The 25,333-nt window shown below is 62.7% G+C and carries 20 protein-coding genes and 1 pseudogene; 14 read left to right on the forward strand and 7 right to left on the reverse strand.

Annotation, left to right across the window (positions count from 1 at the left end; translation table 11 throughout):
* Positions 1–199 precede the first annotated feature (199 nt).
* Both ACFFNA_RS30320 and ACFFNA_RS30325 read right to left on the reverse strand, forming a co-directional pair.
* Complete coding sequence (locus tag ACFFNA_RS30320; RefSeq protein ID WP_378923518.1) at positions 200–2,038, reverse strand: GumC family protein; 1,839 nt, start codon at positions 2,036–2,038, stop codon at positions 200–202.
* 175 nt (positions 2,039–2,213) lie between these two features.
* Positions 2,214–2,549 (reverse strand): hypothetical protein, encoded by a 336-nt coding sequence (locus ACFFNA_RS30325; protein WP_146605996.1) that lies wholly within the window; start codon positions 2,547–2,549, stop codon positions 2,214–2,216.
* 218 nt (positions 2,550–2,767) lie between these two features.
* Here ACFFNA_RS30325 and ACFFNA_RS30330 point away from each other — a divergent pair, with 218 nt between their 5' ends.
* The 4 genes from ACFFNA_RS30330 to ACFFNA_RS30345 all read left to right on the forward strand — a co-directional run bounded on the left by ACFFNA_RS30330 (position 2,768) and on the right by ACFFNA_RS30345 (position 8,381).
* Complete coding sequence (locus tag ACFFNA_RS30330) at positions 2,768–4,288, forward strand: phosphomannomutase/phosphoglucomutase (protein WP_378923519.1); 1,521 nt, start codon at positions 2,768–2,770, stop codon at positions 4,286–4,288.
* A 13-nt stretch (positions 4,289–4,301) separates the two neighbouring features.
* Positions 4,302–6,608, forward strand: coding sequence for an AGE family epimerase/isomerase (locus ACFFNA_RS30335; RefSeq protein WP_378923520.1), 2,307 nt, complete (start codon positions 4,302–4,304; stop codon positions 6,606–6,608).
* Positions 6,609–7,184: 576 nt separating this feature from the next.
* Positions 7,185–7,466: a hypothetical protein gene (locus ACFFNA_RS30340; RefSeq protein WP_111542408.1), complete on the forward strand. Its 282-nt coding sequence runs from the start codon at positions 7,185–7,187 to the stop codon at positions 7,464–7,466.
* 195 nt (positions 7,467–7,661) lie between these two features.
* Positions 7,662–8,381, forward strand: a complete 720-nt coding sequence (locus tag ACFFNA_RS30345) for a Crp/Fnr family transcriptional regulator (protein ID WP_111542407.1) — start codon at positions 7,662–7,664, stop codon at positions 8,379–8,381.
* A 39-nt stretch (positions 8,382–8,420) separates the two neighbouring features.
* On the opposite strand, the gene ACFFNA_RS30350 is transcribed toward ACFFNA_RS30345, so the two are convergent.
* Positions 8,421–8,747: a hypothetical protein gene (locus ACFFNA_RS30350; protein WP_378923521.1), complete on the reverse strand. Its 327-nt coding sequence runs from the start codon at positions 8,745–8,747 to the stop codon at positions 8,421–8,423.
* Between the two features lie 357 nt (positions 8,748–9,104).
* Here ACFFNA_RS30350 and ACFFNA_RS30355 point away from each other — a divergent pair, with 357 nt between their 5' ends.
* The 10 genes and pseudogenes from ACFFNA_RS30355 (at position 9,105) to ACFFNA_RS30400 (ending at position 15,728) form a co-directional block, all read left to right on the forward strand.
* Positions 9,105–9,884 (forward strand): alpha/beta fold hydrolase, encoded by a 780-nt coding sequence (locus tag ACFFNA_RS30355; RefSeq protein WP_378923839.1) that lies wholly within the window; start codon positions 9,105–9,107, stop codon positions 9,882–9,884.
* Positions 9,885–10,121: 237 nt separating this feature from the next.
* The gene (locus ACFFNA_RS30360; RefSeq protein WP_378923522.1) at positions 10,122–11,066 is read left to right on the forward strand and encodes a helix-turn-helix domain-containing protein; all 945 of its coding nucleotides are present in this window, start codon (positions 10,122–10,124) and stop codon (positions 11,064–11,066) included.
* Positions 11,067–11,246: 180 nt separating this feature from the next.
* A pseudogene (locus tag ACFFNA_RS30365) lies at positions 11,247–12,298 on the forward strand (type III polyketide synthase).
* Positions 12,295–12,789: an isoprenylcysteine carboxyl methyltransferase family protein gene (locus ACFFNA_RS30370; protein WP_378923840.1), complete on the forward strand. Its 495-nt coding sequence runs from the start codon at positions 12,295–12,297 to the stop codon at positions 12,787–12,789. The pseudogene ACFFNA_RS30365 and the gene ACFFNA_RS30370 overlap by 4 nt, the downstream one beginning before the upstream one ends.
* 42 nt (positions 12,790–12,831) lie before the next feature.
* Entirely contained in the window at positions 12,832–13,053 is a 222-nt protein-coding gene (locus ACFFNA_RS30375; RefSeq protein WP_378923523.1) for a hypothetical protein, read from the forward strand.
* A 195-nt stretch (positions 13,054–13,248) separates the two neighbouring features.
* Positions 13,249–13,644, forward strand: coding sequence for a BA14K family protein (locus ACFFNA_RS30380; protein WP_378923524.1), 396 nt, complete (start codon positions 13,249–13,251; stop codon positions 13,642–13,644).
* Entirely contained in the window at positions 13,619–14,218 is a 600-nt protein-coding gene (locus ACFFNA_RS30385) for a DUF3455 domain-containing protein (RefSeq protein ID WP_378923525.1), read from the forward strand. Before ACFFNA_RS30380 ends, ACFFNA_RS30385 begins: the two co-directional genes overlap by 26 nt.
* 150 nt (positions 14,219–14,368) lie before the next feature.
* Complete coding sequence (locus tag ACFFNA_RS30390; protein ID WP_378923526.1) at positions 14,369–14,869, forward strand: ketopantoate reductase family protein; 501 nt, start codon at positions 14,369–14,371, stop codon at positions 14,867–14,869.
* Positions 14,870–14,877: 8 nt separating this feature from the next.
* Positions 14,878–15,432 (forward strand): ketopantoate reductase C-terminal domain-containing protein, encoded by a 555-nt coding sequence (locus ACFFNA_RS30395; protein ID WP_378923527.1) that lies wholly within the window; start codon positions 14,878–14,880, stop codon positions 15,430–15,432.
* Positions 15,429–15,728, forward strand: a complete 300-nt coding sequence (locus ACFFNA_RS30400) for a chorismate mutase (protein ID WP_111542398.1) — start codon at positions 15,429–15,431, stop codon at positions 15,726–15,728. Before ACFFNA_RS30395 ends, ACFFNA_RS30400 begins: the two co-directional genes overlap by 4 nt.
* A gap of 237 nt (positions 15,729–15,965) precedes the next feature.
* On the opposite strand, the gene ACFFNA_RS30405 is transcribed toward ACFFNA_RS30400, so the two are convergent.
* The 4 genes from ACFFNA_RS30405 to ACFFNA_RS30420 form a co-directional block, all read right to left on the reverse strand.
* Positions 15,966–17,699 (reverse strand): SEL1-like repeat protein, encoded by a 1,734-nt coding sequence (locus tag ACFFNA_RS30405; RefSeq protein ID WP_378923528.1) that lies wholly within the window; start codon positions 17,697–17,699, stop codon positions 15,966–15,968.
* 47 nt (positions 17,700–17,746) lie between these two features.
* Positions 17,747–19,159, reverse strand: a complete 1,413-nt coding sequence (locus ACFFNA_RS30410; RefSeq protein WP_378923529.1) for an HlyD family type I secretion periplasmic adaptor subunit — start codon at positions 19,157–19,159, stop codon at positions 17,747–17,749.
* Between the two features lie 22 nt (positions 19,160–19,181).
* Entirely contained in the window at positions 19,182–21,482 is a 2,301-nt protein-coding gene (locus tag ACFFNA_RS30415) for a peptidase domain-containing ABC transporter (protein WP_378923530.1), read from the reverse strand.
* A gap of 189 nt (positions 21,483–21,671) precedes the next feature.
* The gene (locus tag ACFFNA_RS30420) at positions 21,672–25,085 is read right to left on the reverse strand and encodes a beta strand repeat-containing protein (RefSeq protein ID WP_378923852.1); all 3,414 of its coding nucleotides are present in this window, start codon (positions 25,083–25,085) and stop codon (positions 21,672–21,674) included.
* Positions 25,086–25,333: the final 248 nt, after the last annotated feature.

Genomic DNA, 25,333 nt, shown 5'->3' on the forward strand with positions numbered 1-25,333 from the left:
TCCCTGATGTGACTCGAATGCGTTTGTTGTCATGGGACGGTTGCTGTCTGAATTGTTCTCGTCACTCTTCCAAGGTCGGGGCTTGTCGGCAAGAAAGGCAAAGGAGGTAGCGTGACGCTCCGGGGCTATCCCCCTAATCCCAAGGAATGATCCCCCTACACGCTTTTGCGACTTCCGAAGGAGGAATATCTCGCCAGTTTCATGCTCTGCGGTGCTTGGATTTCATCGCGCGGGCCTTCGTCAGGAGCACGCCAAGGATGGGCGTCCTGCTGGCCTGCAGCGTCCTGACAAGTTCCCGCAGCGTTTCGACATGTGTCTTGCCCCACTCGGCAACGACTACGACGCCGTCCAGAACGGATCCGACAATCAGTTCGTCGGCTCCCGAGGCAAGCGTCGGCAGGTCCAGGATGACAATGTCGTAGGCGGCAAGTTCGTAGGCGGCAAGGTCGCTAGCGGTCAGTTCCAAGAGGAACGCCTCCATATTGCCTGGTGCCAGCAGGTGCCTGGCGCCCACCACCGAACTTGGAAGCACGTCGAACGGCCGCCCAGGAGCGCGGACGATGTTGAGCCGGACAGGGTCCTGGCACGGTCTGTCGAAGGCGCCCGATGGGCCGAGCAGCCGCGTGGTCATGGTCGATCGGCGGACGTCGGCGTCAATCACCAACGTCTTCAGGCCGGACCTCGAGTAAAGCGTGGCAAGATTGCTGGCGACCGAACTCTTCGAACTGTCGTTGGATACAGCGGTCAACCCAAGTAACTTGATCGGGCGGCTGGTTTCCGCAAGGCTGATTTCGGTTCGCGCTTTCCTGAGGCTTTGGCTGTATCGGGAGTGCGGATATTTTGCCACTTCGTCGACGCGGCCGGATTCCCATCCTCTGCTGGTGGGCGGCAGCTCTCCGACGCATTCGACACCCAGGTCCCGGATGTGTCGTGGCGACCTTATGGTCCAGTCGAACGTATGCCTCACAAACGAAAGTCCGATGCCGAGAATGAGCCCGGCAGCCGCCGCGAAGGCTAGCATCAATTTCGGCTTTGGAGCGCTCGGATAGAGCGGCGCCGTCGCAGCCGTGATCACCCTTGCGTCGGCGACCGGGTACGACTGCTGGCTTACCGAGTTGGTGTAGGCCTGCAGGAAGCTCTCGTACATCTTCTGGTAGGTTTCGGCAGTCACCTCAAGTTCTTCGAGCGTTGGCACAGCGCCCGCACCGTCTTCCCTTTTGGCTTCATCCCCGACACTATAGTCATGCCGTGAACGGAATTCCTGCGCTTTCGCCATGGCCTCGTTCATCTGGGTGCGCAGCTGCTGAAGGCGCGTCTCGAGCCACACGCCGCCTTGCTTTGCTGCGTCGGCCTTGGTTTCGATCTGCTCGCGCACGAAGGCATCGGCCGTGGCGTTCGCAATCCTGGCTGCACCCTCGGGATCAGGAGAGGTGAAGGATATGTCTATCGCGTAGGAAACGCCGATTCTGCGGATGTCGAGGCCGTTGCTGAAAATCGACATGGTGCGGCGGGCCTTTTGGTACTCGGTCAGCGTCGCAGGCGTTTCAGGCACGCCGATGCCGAAATACTCCCAAAGTGAGGTGAACCGGGCGCTTTTCCGGAGCCCGGAAGCGTCAAGCAGGACTGCTCCTATCCTCCTGAATCTCTCCAGCAAAATCGGAACCTGCGGACGGTTGAACTTGGGGTCGTCGACAAGTTTCAACTGGTCGAGGACCATCGCAGCGATCTTTTCCGACTCCATAACTGCGATCTGGCTTTCCACCTGGGCGGTGTCCAATGACAGATTTACTTCGCCGCCCTCCTGCAGATGTTGCGGCAATTTCGGCTCGATCAGGATCTGTGCGCTGGCGGTGAAAGTTGGGTCGGTGGTCAAAATGTAGAACCCGACCACCAAGAAAGCCGCGGCAAGGCAGGCGACGATGGTTCCAATATAGCGCCGCAGAAATCCGGTTATGTCGGAGAGGCCAATGAACTCCTGGCCGGCGGAAGCCTGCTGCTCCGTTGTCGAAGGCCATTGATTGGGGAACATGCGGTTCATTCAACTTCTCCTGCAGGCGTGCGGGGAGATCCTGCGTGCACGCCGTCCCCATGCAGGCGGTCGATGACATTCGTCCGATGTTTTCATTGAAAGCCGAGGCCCCGCGATCCCAGACTGCCGCGAAAGATTACGCCTGCGCCCCGGAAGGTAAACGCCGCCATAGGGCGTATGGACCCTACGCCCTATGGGAAGGGAGAATGCACGGCAGCCCTGCTCTCGTCCTGTCGACAAATGACATCTGCTGTTCCAGCAAGACCTGCCGTCCGCGGCTGAGTGCCAGGTTCCGGGCGAGGGCATCGATCCGCGCGGACATGCGTTCGGGGCTCTCGCCATTTTCCATCGCCTCCAAAGCGAATGCGGCGCAGTCCGTCATCCTTTCCACAGACGGACGGAGTGCCGCGGATTCCGTCTCGATTTCCACTTGAATGACCTTGAGAAGACGAGCCAGGCGGCCGAACCGCCTTTCGTCGACATCCTCGCGGAACGCGAGCCTGAATGCGGTCAGCGGCATCTTGCAGCCCACCTTTCTCGTCAGCGCCCGAGCAGGACGCACCTTACAGAATACAAGACCGCCCCAAGCTTGGACGAGACATCCTTTCGGCCGTCGGCGGGCATGCTCCTATTGGATGAGGGGGTGCGAACCAGGGCGTTAGGGCTCCTCGAATTCATGAAGGGGCCTGCCTCCGGCAGCGTGCTACGACTGTTCCCTGTAACTGCGGAGCGGAAACCGTGACCGTGAACATAGTCGGCCAAGCCAGGCCAAACACATTCGCCTTCGAAACCAGTGCTCTGATCAAAGCCACTGGTTTCCGGGAATACGACGCGCGCTGGTGGTTCGGGCAGCCAGGCTCGGAGAAAGAACCCGAACTCAATCTGATGGGCGTGCAGGCGATCGGCATGGGGCTCGGCACCTTGATCCGCCGAATGGGCGTAGGCCCGGACATCGTCACTGGCCATGATTTCCGCAGCTATTCCATGGCGATCAAGATGGCGCTGGTCTCCGGCCTGATGGCGGCCGGCGCGCGCGTCAAAGACATCGGCCTGGCACTTTCTCCCACGGCCTATTTCGCCCAGTTCGCGCTCGACGCTCCCTCGGTGGCCATGGTGACGGCCTCCCACAACGAGAACGGCTGGACCGGAGTGAAGATGGGAGCGCAAAGGCCTCTGACATTCGGGCCCGAGGAGATGACCGCTTTGAAGGCGCTCGTGCTGGGCGGCGATTTCGATCTCATAGGCGGGGGAAGCTATGAGTTCGTGCCCGGATTTCGCGAGAGATACATCGAAGACCTGACTGCCGGAAGGAACCTCGGCCGAAAGCTGAAGGTGGTGGCGGCCTGCGGCAACGGCACAGCGGGCGCTTTTGCACCGCAGGTGCTGGAAGGAATCGGCTGCGAAGTCATCCCGCTGGACGTAGAGCTCGACCACACGTTTCCGCGCTACAACCCCAATCCCGAAGACATGCAGATGCTGCACGCTATCCGGGACAAGGTTCTGGAGACGGGTGCCGATGTCGGGCTCGGCTTCGACGGCGACGGCGACCGCTGCGGCGTGGTCGACAACGAGGGTAACGAGATTTTCGCAGACAAGGTCGGCGTCATGCTGGCGCGAGACATCTCCGGACTGCATCCGAAATCCGTCTTCGTCGTGGACGTCAAGTCGACGGGACTTTTCATGACGGATCCCGTTCTCGTGCAAAACGGTGCAAGGACGGATTACTGGAAGACCGGGCACTCCTACATCAAGAGGCGCGTTGCCGAACTCAATGCCATCGCTGGTTTCGAGAAGTCGGGGCATTTCTTCTTCAACCCGCCGATCGGACGCGGCTACGACGACGGGCTCCTCACCGCGATCGCCGTCTGCGAGATGCTCGACCGCAACCTGGGCAAGACACTCGCAGACCTTTACCGCGATCTGCCGCTGACCTTCGGTACCCCGACGATGTCGCCCCATTGCCCCGACGAGGTGAAATACGGCGTGGTCGCGAAAGTTGTCGGGGAATTCACGAAAATGAAGGGGGACGGGATCGAGTTCGCTGGCCAGCCGCTGGCCAATCTCGTCACCGTGAATGGGGTGCGTGTCGTTGCCCAGGACGGCACATGGGGTCTGGTCAGGGCTTCGTCGAACAAACCGGAGATTGTCGTCGTGGTGGAAAGCCCCGTCTCGCCGGAGCGACGTCGCGAGATGTTCGAGGCTCTCGATGCCGTGCTGCGCCGCAATCCAGAGGTCGGAGCCTACAACCAGACATTCTGAGAGGAATTGGACCATGCCGGACCGGATCGTAAGTTTTGTCATGAGCGGGGGCGTCGGCTCACGGCTGTGGCCGCTCTCGCGCGAAGACAATCCCAAGCAATTCCATGACCTTTCGGGCGACGGCTCCATGCTTGTGAAGACTGTTCGACGCCTCAAGGCGCGGCCGGACGGTGAGACGCCGATCTACCTGATAGCTTCCGAACGGCATGCCGACCGCGTCATCTCGGACATAGCTCCGCTCGGCCTGAACGGCGGCCGACCGATCTTCGAGCCGGTCGGCCGCAATACCGCCGCCGCGGTCGCCATAGCCACCCTGCAAACGATCTCCGAACATGGCGCCGACGCGCTTGTGCTCGTGGTCCCCTCCGACCATCAGATATCGACCGAAACGCAATTCTGGGAAACCGTCGAGGCGGGCGTGCCTGCCGCCGATTCAGGAAGTATCATCGTATTCGGCATCAAGCCGACGCATCCCGAAACCGGATATGGCTACATCGAGGCCACGGCAAATGGTGACGCAGTAGCCCCAGTTTCGCGCTTTGTCGAAAAGCCAGACGCCAAGACGGCCAGCAAATACCTGTCTTCGGGAAGATTCTACTGGAACGCCGGCATCTTCCTGTTTCGTGCCGACACCATGCGGAGGGGTTTTCTCGATTTCCAGCCGGATATCTGGGACACTGCGGAACGGGCCTATAAGACCGCGCGGGCCGACATCTCGGGCCTATACCTGCCACAGGGCTTCTACTCGGCTGTCCCCTCGACGTCGATCGACTACGCGGTCATGGAGCATGCGCGCGACATCGCGATGGTCACGGCTTCCTTCCGCTGGAACGACCTTGGATCGTGGCAATCGCTGCTGGAAGCCAGCCCGACGGACTGCGACGGCAACGTCGTCATGGGCGACATCGTCGCCATGGATTGCAGCAACTCCTACTTCAGAAGCCAGGGCAGACTGCTGACCGTCGTCGGAATGAAGGATGTAGCGATAGTGGCGACGCCGGACGCGGTATTCGTCGCCCCCGTCGGCCACAGCCAGAACGTGAAAAAAGTCGTCGAACAGCTAGAGAAGAGCGGACGCCTCGAAACGAAATTCACCGCTTTGGAAGACCGGGTCATCATCAGCGGGTCATGGCGCAAGCGCGTCGAACACTGGCTCTTCGAAGAAACCCTGCCGCTGTGGTCCACCGCAGGTGTCGACGATGTATACGGCGGCTTCCACGAGGCTCTCGGCTTCGATGCAAGGCCGTTGGGCAAACCCAAGCGCATGCGCACGATGGCTCGCCAGATTTACGCTTTCGCGGTGGCCAAGGAACGCGGCTGGGCTGGACCGGCCGACAAACTCATCAACCACGGTATCGACTTCATCGCGAAATACGGCCGCACCGACCGTGGCGGCTGGGTGCGCACTCTTAATGCCAACGGCAGCGTGGCTGACCCGACCGAGGACGCCTACGACCATTCCTGCGTGCTCCTGGCGCTGGCTCATGCTCATCGCTGCGGCCATCAGGATGCCCTGCGGCTTGCACAACAGACATTTCATTTCGTCGACACCCATCTCGAGGACGACAGTCTGAGCGGGTTCCTCGAGAGCCCCGGCTGGAACGGGGTGCGGTCTTCGAACCCACACATGCACATGCTGGAATCCTTTCTTGCCTGGCACAGTGTCACCGGCGACCGCGCATATCTGCGTCGGGCGGCTCGCGTCATCGATCTCTTCCGGTGCCATTTCTTCGACCAGGAAAGCTGGACGCTTGGGGAACATTTCGACGTCGATTGGCTGCCGTTGCCGGGAGACAAAGGACAGTGGACCGAACCAGGGCATCATTTCGAATGGGCCTCGCTCCTTGTCGACTTCGCGCGGGCGAGCGGGCAAAAAGACTTGGTCGCCTACGCAAGGAAGCTCTATTCGTCGGCGGTCGCCAGCGGATTGAACCGAGCCACAGGTCTGGCTTACGCTGCCGTATCGCGGCAGGGAATGCCTCTCGACCGGCTTTCCCGTAGCTGGCCGCAATGCGAAGCCGTCAAGGCAGCCGTCGCCCTGGACGGCATTGGCGGGCCTGATCTGAAGCCTGAGATCGAAGCTCGTGTCGCCCGCCTGTTCAGATGGCATATCGATCCCGCACCGCTTGGCTTGTGGGTCGACAGGATTGACGAGCGCGGAAGGTCACTGGCGACGGAGGTCCCCGCAAGCATCTTCTACCACCTTGTGACGGCGTTGATGCAGTATCTGGACAAGACCGGAGGACAGGTCGAACCTTTCCCGCTTCCGGCTTTGGATGTGAGCAAGACAGGTCTGAAGCAGGTACAGGGTCGCCGCTAATGCGGTTCACCGTTTCACGGAAACGGCGAACCGCTCTATCTCTTTGTTTGACGCAATTCCCTAAGGGAAAGCGCTACGCGCTTTTCCCGGGAAAACCGTTTCACACTTTTCCTGGAATTGCTCTAATGCGCCGATCCTGGGATACGATGTTCCGTCCCGAATTCGTGGTTGGCGACGCTTTGATCATCTCCACCAAAGTTTGACGAGGGGCCGCAAAAGTCGGCTCATGGCCGCCAGGGCACGGCCTTGACCGTGCGCGCCGGCAACGGTCGCTTTCGTCCTGGCGGCCGCCGTGAGTCTGCTGCAGGTGCCAGAAGTTCTGAGCCCACGGTTCAAAGCAATTCGCCTCGCTCGCCCACCGTGAGCGCGGGTAGCCCCGAGGTAGTAGTAGCTACGGCGAATTCGGTATCCCTTGCCTCTGTGTCGCGGCTGCAAACCGGGATAGTATGCTCCTACGATATGCCTAAGAGAGAGGCATTGAACGACCTCTTCCGATCTTGGAACTGCGGCTACCTCGTCGAGGCGTTGTGATTTTGAGCCTATGAACCCTCTTGTCCGAACGGTTGAGACGCAATTATGGCAAAAAAAAAAGCGCGTGCCAGGCCCAGCGGTGATCTCCTAAAACTGCTTGCTACCAGGCCGAGAGCGGTGGCGCTTGCTGCGCTGCACGTGAGTGAATCCGTGCTGCTGGAACTCGAAGCATCCGAGCTGTTGTCGGCAGCAGAGATCAGAGGATTGCTCAAGGACGCGTCGACGACGTTACGAAATGCCGCCGAGCAAGTGGACAATCGCAGCTGTCTCATAGCCAGCGAAATAGTTGAGTCCATGCGGGAAAATTTCAAGAGAAATAAAACCTAGCCGTGCCGCCCTGCGCCGATTTCGAATCGTGCCGTCGGCGAGCCGGTGGAACCTGTGTACATTTTCAACGAAAAGTGCCGTCGCCACACCAATCGATAGTTGCAATTGAACGGATACTCATCACATCAAATTTGATGTACATTCTATCCGAGGGAGGTAGTTTGGGGTAGATATATTGGGCGGGGTTGGCTGTAGATGACGTACGCTTCAAATCCATTTATGCGCGGAAATGAAAATCGTCCATCGTATGTCGGACTCAACGACGACGATACGGCGCTTATCAAGACGCTGGGATTCACGCCGAAGCGCTATCTGGCGGAGACGGTCATCGTCAATCAGGGCGAGGACAGCGATCGCATGTTCATCGTCGAGTCGGGCTGGGGGTGCATTTCTCATGAACTCGCGGGCGGGCAGCGACAAATTCTGGATTTTGCACTGAGAGGCGATATCGTCCTGCCTCAGTCGTATTCGGGCAGTGCTCTTCAAACGTTTGTGGCTCAAACCGAACTTTCGGTGTTGGTGGCTTCGACCAAGACATTTACCCTTGCTGCCATGCAGTCGCCCCATCTCTTCTCCCTTGTTCTCGAAACCCTCGTGCACAACGGAGCGGTTATGGCTCAACATCTCACCAATGTAGGACGACGCAGCGCCTTGGCGCGCACAGCGCATCTCTTCCTCGAACTGAGGGCGCGTCTGGAACGAATCGGTTCTGTCACCCGCAACAGCTATGAATGCCCTCTCACCCAGTACGATCTCGCGGACGCTCTCGGCCTCACTCCGATTCATATCAATCGAATGCTGCGGGAACTGCGCGAGCGCAAGTTTCTCGAATTTCGCCAAGGCCATGTTCGCGTGCTCGATCAACCGGGCCTGGCGAAGTTTGCTGGATTCGAGCACGAATATATCGAAAGTTAAGGCGTTATCGGCACACGATTCCAAGGCCCCCGAAGTTCTTCAGTCGAGGAATTGCGGGGACACCAGTGCTCGGCTCTGCTTCCGCGATAACACCATAGGCGCCAGCGGCCCGTCTGCTAGCTTCTTCGGGTGGCGGACCTGTTCCGCCTGGCCGGCGCCTTTACCCCAACCAGGCCCCCCGCCCAACAGGCGCCGGCCATCTTCAGTTTTCGCTTCTTTGGGTGTGATCTCTTCGATCCGCACCTTGTCTCCGATCTCCTTGGCGAGATCAAAAGCCTTCGCCTTGTCCTTCGTCGTCAAAACGGTACGCCAGTGAGGCTTCTCGAACACGCTCACGACGTAGGTCGTCACCGGTTTGTCGGTCATCGCCAGACCTCCGCGTTCCTCCATCCGCATGCTTCACTTTATATTAGCAGAAGCGCATAAATCTTCCAGCCGGCGGCATGTCCTCACAAGCATCTGTCGGTTAGGCCCGGTGTCCTAGACATCCCAACAAGGGGTGCCGGGCCGCTCCAGCCCAACCGCCGCAAGACGCGGGGGAAAAAATGCATCCTGAAGGACGCAGCCCGTGGCAGGCGATCACGAAGCGGTGACGGCTGTAACGAAGGCTCGGTGGGCTGCGAAGGCAGGATGTGAGCGCCGCGCAAAGCGCTTGCGGCTCGTCTCGGCCGAAGTTTCGGCGCGAATTGGATCCCCATCTGCCAACCTCCCAAGGAATCCACGATCATGATAAATCGGCGTACTTTCTCCACCGCACTTGTCGCCGGGGTGGCGACGAGCCTACTGGCCGGCTCCGACAAGACGCGAGCGCAGACGGCCCCCAAGGCTCGCAATGTCGTCCTGGTCCATGGCGCCTATGCGGATGGCTCGTGCTGGTCGGAAGTGGTTGGCATCCTGCAGCAGGCCGGCTTCAAGGCAACCGTCGTCCAGCATCCGCTGACCACGCTGGAGGCGGGCGTCGAGGCAACGCGCCGTGCGATCGCGCTACAGGATGGACCGACGATACTTGTCGGACACTCCTTTGCCGGCATGATCGTCACCGAGGCAGGGATGGATCCAAAGGTCTCCTCGCTCGTCTATGTCGCGGCGCGCGCTCCGGATGCGGGCGAAGACTACACGGCGCTCGCCAAGACTTTTGCGGCGCCGCCCGCCTCCGCCGGCCTTGTCTGGTCCGCAGGCTACGGCAAGCTCAGCGAAGAGGCTTTCCTGCGGGATTTCGCCGGCGGTATTCCTCACGAGAAGGCGCGCATCCTCTATGCCGTCCAGGGGCCGATCTCGGACAAGCTTTTCACCGGAAAGACAACGCAAACGGCCTGGCGCTCGAAGCCAAGCTGGTATGCGGTCTCGACCGAGGATCGCACGATCAACCCGGATCTCGAGCGCTTCATGGCAAAGCGCATGAACGCAAAGACCATCGAGGTGAAGGCAAGCCATTTGTCGCTGATCTCTCACCCGCACGAGATCGCCCAGCTCGTCTCGCAAGCCGCCGGGCAGCTCAGCTAGCGAAGTTGGCTGAGTCAGGGACGGCATGGAAACCAGCCGGCTCACGGTCAGCTCGATCGAATGCCCTGCCGCAAAAGACCGGACGGAGATTGGCTGCCAGCCGACGGCTGGACGCTGCGGCCTCTGGTCGCGCCACGGGATTGAACCGCTAGAAGATTCCGTTGGCGGTACCAGATGGACCACTGGGCGGCTTCAACACGAGTCTTTCAAAACCAGCCATTTGGATTGGACGCCACGATGCTTCAGAGCGACAATTTTGTCGGATCGCCACAACTGAATTTCGAGGCGTGGAGAGACACGCTCCGCGCCCTGTGCGGGGGGTATAACCCGGAAGGTACCGATCCCGACGCCTTTACCGGTTGGGTGCGCCCTTTGAGCGTCTGCGGGTTCACGGGGCTGAACCTAGGTTGCAACGCTGAGCGGATCGAGCGGACCCATCAGGATGCTCGCCGCGACAGCGTGGACCATTACTTCGTTTTCTTTCAGGTCGCTGGCCAGTCGGCGATAACCCACAACGACCAAGCCTTGCAACTTGCCGTGGGCGATGTCGCATTCGTCGATGCGGCCCGGCCCGCGACATACTTCACCAACAATGGGAACGAGGCAGGGATCACCGTGACGACTCTCGATTTGCCACGCGAGTCACTGGTGTCTCATCTTGGATTCGAGCCACAGGCTGGGCACTATCGGCCTGGCGGAACGTCCGCCGGGCGTCTGCTCTTCGATCTTATCCGGGATGCCGCGCAAACCGAAGGATCAACCTCGTCGCCCGCCGATTCCTACATGCAGCTGGCGGTTTACGATCTCGTCGGCGCGCTGTTCGCACCATCCGAGCCGTCGCTCGGTTCACGTCATTCGGACACGCTGTTCCGGCGTATCCAGGGCATCGTCAGAGACGGCTTTGCCGATCCGGATTTCGGTCCCAACGAGGTGGCGGCGGAAATGGGGATATCGCTGCGCTATCTTCAGAAGCTCTTCACGGAGCGCGGTTCGACCTGCAGTGAACTGATATTTGCGCTTCGTCTGGATCACGCCGAGCGCCTTGTGCAGCGCCGGGCGTCACTGCGAACAAGCCAGCCTCTCAGCGAAATCGCCTACGCCTGCGGCTTTCGCGACTACACGCATTTCGCACGAAAATTTCGCCATCGCTTCGGTCACGCCCCAGGCTTCCATTCAGAATAAGCCTGATCGCGCTGGCTAAGAAGTAGTGCGCGCCGATACCGGTGAAAGTGCGCCTGCGGCTCACGACCTCCCACCTCGCCTGATCTAGGCTCCTTCGCATGCGGATCGAGAACCGCCGGCGGTGCCCTCGCTACCGGCGTGGCGTGTTCCCGTCGTCCACAATGATCGGGAGCCAAGGCCTTGAACGCAACAGTCTATCTTTCAGGCCTTGGCCTGGCGGTGCCGGACAATGTCATCCGGCAAGCGGACGCCGCCGCCCTGGCGGAGACCTCTTCTCCGACCGGATAAAGGGATATCGGCGTCTCACCCCCATTTTCAGCAATTCCGGCATCCGCAAGCGGCACACGGTGCAACCGCTGTCATGGTTCGTCGAGCCGCATGGCTGGGCGGAGCGCATGCAGGCCTATGTCGAGGGCGCGAGCCGGCTGTTCGTGGACGCGGCGACGCGGGCGATCCGGCAGGCTGGGCTCACGGCCGGGGACATCGACAGCGTCGTCACGGTATCGTCGACGGGGATCTCCGTCCCCAGCATTGAAGCCCGCGTCGCCGGTGAAATGGGTTTCCGCCCGGACATCGAACGCGTCCCCGTCTTCGGTCTCGGCTGTGCCGGCGGTGTCTCCGGCTTCTCCATCGCGTCGCGCCTTGCCGCGGGCCGGCCCGGCGCAAGGGTCCTCCTGGTAGCGATCGAACTCTGCTCGCTCGCCTTCCGGCTCGATGAGCCGACCAACGTCAATCTCGTCGCTTCGGCCTTGTTCGGCGATGGCGCAGCAGCCTGCGTCCTCACTGCCGGCGAAGGCGGCATGGCGAGCGTGGAATCGACGGGCCAGCATCTTTTCCCCGATACGCTCGACATCATGGGATGGACGGTCGACGATCCCGGATTGGGCATCGTGCTGGCGCAGTCGCTGCCGCATTTCGTCCGCTCACGGATCGGACCGGTCATCGCCGAAATGCTCTCCCGCAACGGTCTGGGCGCGGCCGACATCGACCGCTTCATCTGCCATCCCGGCGGCGCCAAGGTGCTCGATGCGCTGGAAGGCGCACTGGCGCTCGGGCAAGGCACGCTCAACGACGAACGCCAGGTTCTCGCCGAGTACGGCAACATGTCCTCGCCCACCGTGCTTTTCGTGCTCGACCGAGCCATTCGCGCCGGCCTGCCGGAACGATCGGCGATGATCGCCATGGGACCAGGGTTCTCGGCAAGCTGCGTCACCTTGAAAAGGGCGGCCTGATGTGGACCTCCATGGCGCTCCTCGGCTTTGTGACGCTGCAGCGTCTCGCCGAACTCGTCCATTCCCAGCGTAACACGGCACGGCTTCTGGCTCGGGGCGCGAATGAGGTTGCGCCGGAGCACTATCCTTTCATGGTCGCGCTGCACGCAACGTGGCTGATGGGCCTGTGGCTGCTTGCGCCGGCGCGGCCGGTAGCGGCGTTCTGGTTCGCGGTGTTTGCCGTGGCGCAGATCGCGCGGTTGTGGGTGCTGGCGACGTTGAAGACGCGCTGGACGACGCGCATCATTATCCTGCCCGGCGCTCCGCTCGTCGCGACCGGCCCCTACCGCTATCTGGATCACCCGAACTACGCCATCGTCGCCGTCGAGATCGCCGCACTGCCGCTCGCCTTCGGCCTGCCTGCCTATGCGATCGGCTTCTCCGTCCTGAACGCGATGGTCCTGATCATTCGGTTGAAGGCCGAGAACAGGGCCCTTGCCACTGCTCCTTGAGCGGAAGGCACCGTTCTACCTCGGGGCGCAGCCAGATCCGAAATGACCCTGACCAGGAGCGTGACACATGAGCATGATGGTGAGCTTCAAGTCGCTCCCTCAGGCAAGGCCGAACTGCGGGGTTTCATCAAGCGCACCATGGACAGCTATAACCACCCGGCCGGCACATGCGCGGTGATGCGGGACATTACGACCGGCCATACGCTGGCGCCGACCCTGGTGATCGCGGAACGGGCCGCCAGCATGATCAGCGCAAGCTCGTAGCGCTGAAGTCGGAGCAAGTGCGCGTTCGGACCGGTGAAAGTGCGTTGCCGGCTCACGACGTCGAGCCTCCTTCGATCTAACTTCCTCCGCAAGCATCTGATCCAGCACGACAGGGACATCACTATCCGTCCGACAAAGAGCCGCGCTCGTGGCCGGAGAGACCGGCCGGATGCCTTAACTTTGAAGGAGTATGTTATGAAGAACTCAGCAGCAATCCTTGCAACGGTCGCGTTGGGCGCCGTGCTGGCGATCGGCTCGGCGACGGCGTCGATGGCTCGCGGCGGCGAGATGGGCGGTCATGGCGGCGGCGGTATGGGCGGCGGCCATGGCGGCGGCATGGGCGGCGGTACGCCATCCATCATGAACCACGGAAGCGGCTCCGGTGGCAGCCGCAGCTTCGGCGGCAGTCATGGCTTCGGCGATGGGCACCATGATTTCCATGGACGCCACGACGCAAACGCCTTTTTTGGATTTGGCCCCTTCGCATACGATGACGGCACCGCCGCTTACTGCGAGCGGCTCTACCGTTCCTATGATCCTGCCAGTGGTACCTATCTCGGGCAGCATGGGCTTCGCCATTACTGCTCGTGATCCACTTGGCCAGCCGCATCCAATCCGGCCCCTGCGGGCCGGATTGGAACATTCGATACAAACTTCGATTGGAAACTCCATGCTCACGCGCCTGTCATTCACCTTCGCTGCTCTTGTGCTTTCCTCGCTGTCAGCGGTCGCTCAGCAGATCCCTGCCGAGCTTGCAGTTCCGCAACGAGGCACGCTGTTGGGCAAGTACCCGGCCAAGGGCGTTCAGATTTATGTCTGCCGCGTCAAAGGGGCCGGAACGGAGTGGGACTTCAAGGCGCCTCAGGCCGAACTTTCCGACGCACAGGGCAGACCGTTTGCCAGGCACTATGCCGGGCCAACCTGGGAGGCGGCCGACGGCTCGAAGATCGTCGGCAAGGTTTTAGCAAGCGAACCCGCTCCGAAGGCGGGCGCAATTCCCTGGCTTCTCTTGTCGGCGGAACCGCCGGCATCGGGGATACTTGCTGGGGTGCGTTTTGTGCAGCGGGTCAACACCTCCGGCGGAGTTGGGCCGGCCGGCGCGTGTCAGACGGCCGGAACCGAGCAGCGCGTCGACTACACCGCCGACTACATCTTTTACAAATGATCAGGTTCGCTGGCCGAGCTGCCAACGGGCCAGTGCGCGCCTGTACCTGCGATCGTGCGCCCGGCGCTCACGACGTTCGGCCCTTGGCGACCTAACCTCGCTACAGACCCATCCGCACCCGCTGACAGTCCCGGAAGACGAGAGTCATTCATGCCTGCTTCACCCAAATTCTGCATCTACGGCGCCGGTGCCATCGGCGGTACGATCGCCGCTCTTCTCGGGCGGTGCGGCGCAACGGTGAGCATGGTTGCACGCGGTCGGACGCTCGCGGCTCTGAAGCGTGACGGGCTGCGGCTCATAATCGATGGCGAAATGTTGCGGGCGCCCATCCAGGTCAGCGAAGATCCGTCAGAGCTTGGAGTGCAGGACTATGTGATCATCGCGGCGAAGGCGCCTGCGCTGCCGGACATTGCACGGCGGATTGGCCCCTTGCTTGGCCCCAAGACGGCTGTCGTCACCGCAATGAACGGTGTGCCCTGGTGGTTCTTCCTCAGCGCCAAGGGCAATCTCGCAGGACACCAGCTCAAGGCCATCGACCCGGACGGCACAGTGGCGCGGGCGATTCCGACCAGCGGCGTGATCGGCTGCCCGGCGTCATTCGCCACCAAGGCGGTCACCGGCTTGTTGTTGGTGAACCCGACAACCGGCTGACGCCTCGATTGGCGGATCTTGCCGACTGGCTTCGTCGGGCCGGTTTCGATTGCCGGGAAAGCCCGGAAATCCGGCGCGAAATCTGGCTCAAGCTTTGGGCGAATCTCTGCATGAACCCTATCAGCTTGCTGACCACGGCGACCTCCGATCGCATCATCGAGGATCCACTGCTTCGCCGGCTTTGTGTCTCGATGATGGAAGAGGCAGGACAGATCGGTGCTGCGATCGGCGTGTCGGACAGCCCTCCCCTCGAGAAGATAATTGGAAGTATCCGAGGGCTCGGTGCATTCAAGATGTCGATGCTGCAGGACGTCGAACACGGCAAACCCGTCGAAATCGATGCATTGCTCACAGTTCTCCACGACATCGGACTGCTTGTCGGCGTGCCGACGCCATTCATCGACGGTGTGCTGGGCCTGGCCCGCTTGCGGGCAAACAGTCTTGGATTGCTCGACGACGGTTCCGTTGGAGGCGCGGATCTGTTCTCTCGGATGCAGCACCATCAGACACAAAACCGCACCGAGGCCCCGCCTGCCTGGCAAGAAGAAGTGAGGGCGCAATGAACGTTTTGTCCGACTACCGCGCCTCGATCGACAACATCGACGCAGCCCTCATCCATTTGCTGGCCGAGCGCTTCCGCTGCACCAAGGCGGTCGGCATGCTGAAGGCTGAGCATGGCCTGCCGCCGGCCGATCCGGCGCGCGAGCAGCAGCAGATCGCGCGCCTTCGCCAGCTGGCGAAGGATGCGCACCTCGACCCGGATTTCGCGGAAAAATTCCTCAATTTCGTCGTCCGCGAAGTGATCAGGCACCACGAACAGATCGCTGCATCAAACGGCGGGTCCAAAACCGGCTGCTGAGTCCAGTGCATGTCGCCCCCAAGCCTGCTGCAGGTATGGGACAACGGCATGCGCGAAGACAAAAGCTGCAAACCGATCGGCGAAATCAGAGCATGACGGCCGCCGGTCTGGAAAGTCCTCGAAGACTGCAAACGAGGTGTGCCGAGATCTTCAACATTCCCGCGTTGTCCGTACAGTCTCACCCCATGGCCAGCCGTAGCACCTCATCGCGGCCGCATACCAGCAACAGGGCCGGCCTCAACCCGAGGCGAACTCGAAGAGTTCGTCGACGGCTTCCTGAATACCTTGTGCAGCCGCTCGCTCGAGCCAAAGGCGACCGGCTACCGGGTTGCGCTCCCCGGCAAGACCATTGGAGAGATAGCGCCCGAGCATGAGTTGGGCATGGCCATGTCCCCGCTCGGCGGCGGCGGCGAACCATTTCTGCGCTGCCGCCGGGTCGAGTGATAGACCCTGGCCGCTCCCGAACAGCGCGCCGATCGCAAACATAGCCCCGGCGTGACCGGCCGCGGCTGCCCGCTTGAACAACTGCGCCGCAGCCACGGGCAAGCATGCGCCGCCGCGCCCGTTGAGGAGCATTTCGGCAAGCGCCACTTGCGCGTCGACCATGCCAGCGTTGGCCGCCCGCTCAAACCAGACACGGGCCTGTTTCGGGTCGGCAGCCACGCCGCGCCCATCCTGAAGCATTCGCGCGTACGCATATTGCGCCTCGGCCACGCCTTCGGCCGCGCGCCTCACCCATTGCGCTGCCTGCTCCTCGTCCTTTCGCACGCCGACGCCCTGGGCAAAGCAGAGTCCGAGGTTGAACGCTGCAATCAGATCGCCTGATGAGGCGGTCGCCTCGAACCATCCGGCAATGCTGGCGCGGTCGTCAGGCTCGCCTGCTCCTTCGAGGACCAGATTGGCAAAGTCGACCTGCGCTTCCTGATTTCCCGCATTTGCGGACGTGCGCAGCCAGCGCGCTCCCTCTTCGACGTCCTGGGCGACACCGTTTCCCGAGAGATAGAGCGATGCCAAGGCACGGGCGGCGGCCTGATGGCCTGCCTCGGCCGCCCGTCGATACCACGTTGCGGCCTCGGCATAGTCCGGCTGCGAACCCTTCACATGCCGATCGCCGAGCCGATAGGCCGCCTCGATATTTCCTGCCAATGCGGCGCGCCGCATCCACGCCTCGCCGGCTGCGATATCCTGATCTGCAAGGCCACCATCGATGAGCCCCAATCCCAACCGGAACTGGGCTGAGGGAAGGCCTTTCTCCGCGGCAAGCTGATACAGTCGCGCGGCTGCCGCTCGATCGACCGGCACGCCGCGCCCATGCTCGGTCAGGACCCCAAGAAGGTAGATTGCGGTCGGCAGGCCGGCGTCGGCAGCGCGCCGAACCTCGGCGGCAACCTTGACCGTCTGCGCAGGTTGCCTGCGCCGGGCGAGGGAAAGAGCAAGGCCCAGGCATCCCTCAGGACAGCCGGCTGCCGCGGACTTCTCATACCAGCGATGCGCCGCATCCAGGTCGCGCATCGTTTCGGGGCCTCTGCTAAGGATATAGGCGAGGATTGCCTGCCCGGTCGCGGAGCCAGCTTCGGCTGCTTTTTTCGCGAGACCGAGCGCTGCCGCGAATTCCGGCTCCCGCGAGGAATCCCGTTCGAACAAGCTTTCCGATCCGATGCGATTGCCGTCGGGCTCCTGCACCGCCAGTCCAGCCACGTAAAGCGCGGCGAGAAGCGACTGGGCATCGGGGCTGCCGTGATCGGCCGCTCGCCGTAGCCAACGCGCGCCTTCCGACCGGCTTGGCGGCACGCCCAAACCCTCGAGATAGCAACGAGCGACCCGGTATTCGGCCTCGGCGATCCCGGCGCGTGCCGCAATTGCCATGAGCGGAAAGGCTTCTGAAGGCTTGCCGCTGTCAGAAAGCTGGATCGCCCGGCGCAATACCAGCGCTGGAGGGGCAAGGGCAGTCAGCCGGTCAAGGATTGCCATCGATGCGAGAACTCATACCTCCGTTTGTCGCGTACGGGTGCCCAAGCCTACGGCTCCCTCATCGCTTCCTGGCCTACGGGGAGCATGGCGCCGAGAATGTACTTGAGCACGGTGCGGCGGCCGACCTTGACGTCAGCGGTCACCGGCATGCCAGGGCTGATCGTGAAACTGGCGGGCACGCCATGGAGGGCGACCTCATCGATGGAAATCTGCGTGCGATAGAACAGGTCAGCGTCCGGGGGCAGCATGGCCAACGAGCTATTCGGGTCGCGCGCTTGTTCCCGAGCCGAGAAGGAATCCGGGCTGACCGCGCGCACAGTGCCATGAGCGACGCCATATTGCGAATATGGAAAGGTGTCGAACTTGATGGCCACGGGATCGCCGACATGGACGAACCCACTGCTACGACCGACAATGTTCGTCTCGATCTCAAGCACCGCGTCGTCCGGCACCAGTGTGATCAATCGGTCGCCGGACTGCAGGATCGAGCCGACGGATACCTTCGCCACCGACTGCACGATGGCGTCTGCCTCGCTCTTCAGCTCGACCAGCTGTTTGCGCAGCTTTGCCTTGTTGAGAAGCTCACGGGCGTCGGACATACGCGAGCCCGCCTCAGACAGGCCCTGCGAGACTTCCGCGCGCCAGCTCTGGATGTAGCCGTCACGGTCGGCGGCCACCGTCGCCTGCTGTCGCTTGGCGGCTTCCGATGTCTGCTCGGCGTTGCCGAGCGCCCGGGACATTTCCGCCCAGTTGTCCTGGGCGAGAAGCGTATTGAGGCGGCTCCCCACCTGTCTTGCTTCCAGTTGCTTGCGCATCTGTTCGATCGAGGCCGCGACGGCCAGCCGCTGGCGGTAGCCGTCAGCATCGGACTGGGAACGCGAGATCACTGAACTGAGTTCATCGCTCTGCCGGTCAAAACTCGCCAGCTTGGCGTCGTAGACGGCTTTGCGTCGATCGAAGATCGACGCCTGCAGGGTCCAGCTCGGGTCCAGGCCGTCATAGTTGAAGGGCTTGCCGTCGGCCTCGGCTTTCAACCGCGCCACTTCGGCTTCAAGCGTCGAAACCTGTGTCGCCAGCGCAGTAAGGTCAGCCGAGGCGAAGGTCGCATCGAGGCGAGCAAGCGTTTGACCGGCTCGCACGCGCTGTCCTTCGCGCACCTCGATCGAGCGGACGATCGCTGTCTCCAGTGGCTGCACCACGATATTTGGCGATTGCGAGACCACGAGCCCTCTGGTGGTGACGACCTGATCGACCGGTATGAGCCCTGCGAGTGTTATCAAGGCGACGACCATGCTCGAGATGATCCAGACCATGCCGCGCGCCATTCGCGGAACGGGCGCATTGGCGATGGCCGTCGACGGCCACTGGAATTCCAGGATGGCGGGCATCGTCGGATCGCTCGGTTCTGTCCGGCGCCGGCGGGCGGGAAGGCTGGAATGGGTGATGCTGATGCTGCTCATGAGGGCGCCCCGATGCCGATGCTCAAACAAGTCGCGGCGGCACAGCGGCCAGACGACCGTGGCGGCTGTCAAGATGCCGGTTCTGCTGCATCCAAAGCTGGCGGTAGAGCGCGCATCGTTCAAGCAGGGTCGCATGCGGCGCGACATCGAGGACCTTGCCCTGATCCATGACCAGGATCTGGTCGCACTCGGTCAGCGAGGAAAGCCGGTGCGAAACAATAATCATCGTGCGGCCCCTGGCGATGCGCATGAGATTGGCGCTGACCACAGCCTCGCTCTCCGGGTCAAGCGCGCTGGTCGCCTCGTCGAGGATCATGACGGTCGGATCGTGGATGAGCGCGCGCGCGATCGCCAGCCGCTGCTTTTGACCACCCGACAGGTTGGGCGACCCTTCCTCAATATAGGTGTCATAGCCGTTCGGCATGCGTTCGATGAATTCTTCGGCGCCGGCAAGGTGAGCGGCTCGCATGGCGTCGGAAAGGGTCAAGCCGGGGCGCCCGGCGATGATGTTGTCACGAATCGACCCGCGGAAAAGGAAATTGTCCTGGAGGACCACGCCGAGCCCCTGGCGGAGGTGACGCAGGTTGATTTCCTTGAGGTCGACGCCATCCAGCTTGAGAAAGCCGCTGTAATCGCGATTGATCCCCTGCAGCAGCCGCGCAATCGTCGATTTTCCTGAACCGCTGCGTCCCACGATACCGAACATCGTCCCTGCCGGAATGTCAAAGCTGACCCGGTCAAGCGCAGGCGTCTTGGTGCCGATGTAGGTGAAGGTCAGGTCACGGAAACTGATCTCGCCGACGAGCTTCGGCCTCAGGCCTGTGGAATTCGAACTGCTCTCCAGGGGTCGGTTGAGGACGGATCCTGCCTCGCCGATTGCCGCCCCTACCTCCTCGAAGTCCTCGACCAGTCGAGCAAGGCCGACGAGAGGCTGCGCGACGCGTTGGGCGATCATCATGAATGCGAACAGGCTGCCGACCATGTAGCCAGACTTGTCGCTCATCGCGAGATAAGCTCCGATCAGCATGGTGCCGAGGACCATCACACGCTCGATTGGCGTGACAAGCGTCTGCGGCCAGTTGGCGAGCTGCCCGAAGGCAAGGCGCGCCCTGCCCGCATCCGCCACCCGCTCGTCCCAAAGCGCCTTGCGTTGCGGTTCCAGACCGAGCGCCTTCACCGTCTTGATGCCGACGACGGTTTCGCCGAGCGCGGCCGCCTTCCAGGTCTCCGCGTCGACCACCTGCTGGTAGCGGCGGCGCAGCGGCGCGAGAAAGGCGAAGATGATCAGCATGATCACGCCCGCGCAGGCAAGCACCATCCAGCCGAGCGTGGTGTTGATGTAGAACATTACCGGGATCAGCACGCAGAGCGTGATCAGATCCAGGAACGTGCTGAGGAGTTTTCCGGTCAGGAACTCGCGGATGCGATAGATCTGCGCGAGGTGGTACATCGTCTCGCCGGCCGGATGACGCTCGAAATAGTCAAGTGGCAGACGCAGGAGCCTGCTGAAGACATGCAAGTTCAGTTTGGTGTCCAGCCGGGCGCCGACGACGTTGATGATCAGCCGTCGGGCGTGACCGAGGAGCGTCTCGTAGACGAACATGACGGCAATTATGGCTGACAGGAGCACGAGGGTCGACATGCTGTTGAACTGCAGCACCTTGTTGACCAGCGTCATGACGATGAGCGGCGGCAGAACGGTAAGGATGCTGAGGGTGAACGAGGCGATGCCGATGTCGCGCATGGAACGGCTTTCGAGCCGCACCAGGTCGATCAACCAGCGGAGGGTGAAAGGCGCATCGGCCGCGATGTAGGATCGCGCCGGACGCAACAGCACCGCCTCACCCGCCCATACCTGCGACAGCCGCAACTCGTCGATGGCGATGGCTTCGGCGTCGTCGGGCGCGTCCGCGCTTTTGAGGAAGACGACATTCCGCTCCGGGCTGGCCCCGGTGAGGAGACCTGCGCCGCCGTCATTGAACAGCAGGACGACCGGCCCGGTGTGCTCGAAGCGCAGGAGATGCGACCAGCGGATGCGAAGCGCGCGCGACCACATGCCGCCGTTCTGGGCCCATTGCGAGAGATCAGTCGCGTTTGGAACCGGGCTTGCGCTCGCCACCCTGAACTCGTTCGGGTCAAGGTCGACGCCATGATAGCGCGCGACCCGTAGCATCGCCTTGAGGCGCGGCCCGATGCGGTCGAACTCGGCGGGTCCGCCGGGAATGCTCCGCGCCTGGCTCTCGCTACCAACCTTGCCAGTCGCGTCCACGTCTGCGCGGATCGGGATTGGCCGGGCGTCGGCGTTCAGAGGTATGCTCACCATGCACTTGCCCTCCGACCCACAAGCGAGGGTTCAAGGATGCCTCGCGCAAGCCGTCCCAGCCGGGACTTCCGGCAAAACCCAGTATATTCCGAACAGGCCGGCCGCACGAGCCCTTTGCCCGCCTGAAAATGGTGAACGCGCGGGCCTTGCGTTCCCGCAAGGTCCGCGCGCTCTTTCTGCAACCTGCACTCAGTCATTCGGCTTCAGAATATCCTTCATTGCCTTCTTCAGCGTGTCGTCGGTGTTGGCGAATCCGGCACCTTGCTTGCCCTTGTCCGAAGTCAAGTCGGACGTTGCACCGGATGTCTTGTTCTGGTTCTGACCAAAGCCCTTGATCGTGTTGAGAACGTTCAAGAGATCGGTCGTCACCGAACCCCCGGCCAGGCCGACGAGTTGCTGGAACGAGGCATGGCTGCCGTGATCACTGTCCGAGCCCGACTGCAGGAATTTCGCAGTGTCCTTGAGGCCGAGCGAGGCTGATGTGACGCTGGCTTTGTGACCAGGGCCGTTTTCGCCATTGTTATGGTTCCCGGAACCACCAGGTGCATCCTGATCTCCATTGCCAAAGCCGTTATTGCCATGGTCGCCGTCACCGGTCCCACCGCCGGGGCCGGTCGCTCCGGTCGCACCTGTCGAGCCAGCCGAGCCGGTTGCACCAGTCGAGCCGGTTGCTCCGGTCGAGCCAGTCGAGCCGGTTGCTCCGGTCGAGCCGGTCGCTCCGGTATCACCCGTCGCGCCAGTCGCACCAGTCGAGCCAGTGGCGCCCGTATCGCCGGTTGCTCCCGTATCGCCGGTTGCTCCTGTGGCGCCCGTATCACCGGTTGCTCCGGTCGAGCCAGTCGCTCCAGTGGCACCGGTATCGCCGGTCGCTCCGGTCTGGCCGGTCGCACCAGTCTCGCCAGTCGCACCAGTCTGGCCGGTTGCTCCGGTCTGGCCGGTCGCACCAGTCTCGCCAGTCGCACCGGTCTGGCCGGTTGCTCCGGTCTGGCCGGTCGCACCAGTCTCGCCGGTCGCACCAGTCTGGCCGGTTGCTCCGGTCTGGCCGGTCGCACCAGTCTCGCCGGTCGCACCAGTCTGGCCGGTTGCTCCGGTCTGGCCGGTCGCACCAGTCTCGCCAGTCGCACCAGTCTGGCCGGTTGCTCCGGTCTGGCCGGTCGCTCCGGTCTGGCCGGTCGCTCCGGTCTGGCCGGTCGCACCAGTCTGGCCAGTTGCTCCGGTCTGGCCAGTTGCTCCGGTCTCGCCTGTCGCTCCGGTCTGGCCGGTTGCTCCGGTCGAGCCAGTCTCACCTGTCGCTCCGGTCTGGCCAGTTGCTCCGGTCTGGCCGGTCGCACCAGTCTCGCCTGTCGCTCCGGTCTGGCCGGTCGCACCAGTCTGGCCGGTCGCTCCGGTCTGGCCGGTCGCTCCGGTCTGGCCGGTCGCACCAGTCTCGCCTGTCGCTCCGGTCTGGCCGGTTGCTCCGGTCTGGCCGGTCGCACCAGTCTGGCCGGTCGCTCCGGTCTGGCCTGTCGCACCAGTCTGGCCGGTCGCTCCGGTCTGGCCGGTCGCACCAGTCTCGCCAGTTGCTCCGGTCGAACCAGTCGCTCCGGTCTGGCCGGTGGCACCGGTCTGGCCGGTCGCACCGGTCTGGCCGGTCGCTCCGGTCTGGCCGGTCGCACCAGTCTCGCCAGTCGCACCAGTCTGGCCGGTTGCTCCGGTCTGGCCGGTTGCTCCGGTCTGGCCAGTCGCTCCGGTCTGGCCAGTTGCTCCGGTCGAGCCAGTCGCACCGGTCTGGCCGGTCGCACCAGTCTCGCCAGTCTGGCCGGTTGCTCCGGTCTGGCCGGTCGCTCCGGTCTGGCCGGTCGCACCAGTCTGTCCGGTCGCACCGGTCTGGCCGGTCGCTCCGGTCTGGCCGGTCGCTCCGGTCTGGCCGGTCGCACCAGTCTCACCTGTCGCTCCGGTCTGGCCGGTTGCTCCGGTCTGGCCGGTTGCTCCGGTCTGGCCGGTTGCTCCGGTCGAGCCGGTCGCTCCGGTCTGGCCGGTCGCTCCGGTCTGGCCGGTCGCTCCGGTCTGGCCGGTCGCACCAGTCTGGCCGGTCTGGCCGGTCGCACCAGTCTGGCCAGTTGCTCCGGTCTGGCCGGTTGCTCCGGTCGAGCCGGTCGCTCCGGTCTGGCCGGTCGCACCAGTCTGGCCGGTCGCTCCGGTCGCTCCGGTCGAGCCTGTCGCTCCGGTCGAGCCAGTCGCACCGGTTTCACCAGTCGAGCCTGTCGCACCAGTCTGGCCTGTCGCTCCGGTTGCTCCGGTCGAGCCTGTCGCTCCGGTTGAGCCAGTTGCTCCAGTCGAGCCAGTCGCACCGGTCTCGCCAGTCGCTCCGGTCTGGCCAGTTGCTCCGGTCGAGCCGGTCGCACCAGTCGAGCCGGTTGCTCCGGTCGAGCCAGTCGCACCAGTCTGGCCAGTTGCTCCGGTCGAGCCAGTCGCACCGGTTTCACCAGTCGCACCAGTCGAGCCGGTTGCTCCGGTCTGGCCGGTCGCACCAGTCTGGCCGGTTGCTCCGGTCGAGCCAGTTGCTCCAGTAGAACCCGTGGCTCCGGTCGCGCCGGTTTCACCAGTTGCTCCTGTAGAGCCGGTCGCGCCGGTTTCACCAGTCGCGCCAGTCGAGCCTGTCGCACCGGTCGAGCCAGTTGCTCCGGTCGAGCCGGTCGCACCAGTCGCGCCGGTTTCACCAGTCGCACCAGTCGCGCCGGTTTCACCGGTCGCACCGGTAGAACCCGTGGCGCCGGTCGCGCCGGTTTCACCAGTTGCTCCTGTAGAGCCGGTCGCACCAGTTGCGCCGGTTTCACCAGTCGCACCGGTAGAACCCGTGGCGCCGGTCGCGCCGGTTTCACCAGTTGCTCCTGTAGAGCCGGTCGCGCCGGTACCACCAGTCGCGCCGGTTTCACCAGTCGCACCAGTCGAGCCTGTCGCACCGGTAGCACCCGTGGCGCCAGTCGCGCCGGTACCACCAGTCGCGCCGGTTTCACCAGTCGCACCAGTCGAGCCTGTCGCACCGGTAGAACCCGTGGCGCCAGTCGCGCCGGTACCACCAGTCGCGCCGGTTTCACCAGTCGCACCGGTATCGCCGGTTTCACCAGTTGCACCAGTCGAGCCGGTCGCACCGGTAGAACCCGTAGCGCCAGTCCCACCAGTCGCGCCGGTAGAGCCAGTCGCGCCGGTATCGCCGGTGTCGCCAGTCGAGCCGGTCGAACCCGTGGCGCCAGTCGCGCCGGTACCACCAGTCGCGCCGGTAGAGCCAGTCGCACCGGTATCGCCGGTGTCGCCAGTCGAGCCGGTCGAACCCGTGGCGCCAGTCGCGCCGGTACCACCAGTCGCACCGGTAGAGCCAGTCGCACCGGTGTCGCCAGTAGCGCCTGTGGCTCCTGTCGCCCCGGTTGCACCCGTGGCCCCAGTTGCACCGGTAGCGCCGGTCGCGCCAGTCGACCCTGTGGTCCCAGTAGTACCCGTAGCGCCGGTCGAACCTGTCGAACCCGTTGAACCTGTCGTACCTGTTGAACCTGTTGAACCTGTCGTACCTGTTGCGCCCGTGGCGCCTGTGGCTCCTGTCGCGCCTGTTTGACTCGTGACAGTCAAACTGCCCCCGTTGAAGTTATTGTTGTTAGTGGGATTGGCAGCACCGCCCGTGAAAAGATAAGTATTAGGACCAGTGGGAACAAGTGTGCCCATCACACCAAAGTTGGCGTTGTAAATCGTATATTCATCACCAACGATAGGAATCGTAATGGTTACTTGAAACGCAAAAACCAATCCGTTAGTTGCTGATGGAAGCTGAAAACTTCCAACAACTGTATCAGGAGTGAGTGACGTATCCACAAGATAAT

This window comes from Mesorhizobium kowhaii (genome assembly GCF_042431665.1).
Taxonomy (GTDB): Bacteria; Pseudomonadota; Alphaproteobacteria; order Rhizobiales; family Rhizobiaceae; genus Mesorhizobium; species Mesorhizobium kowhaii.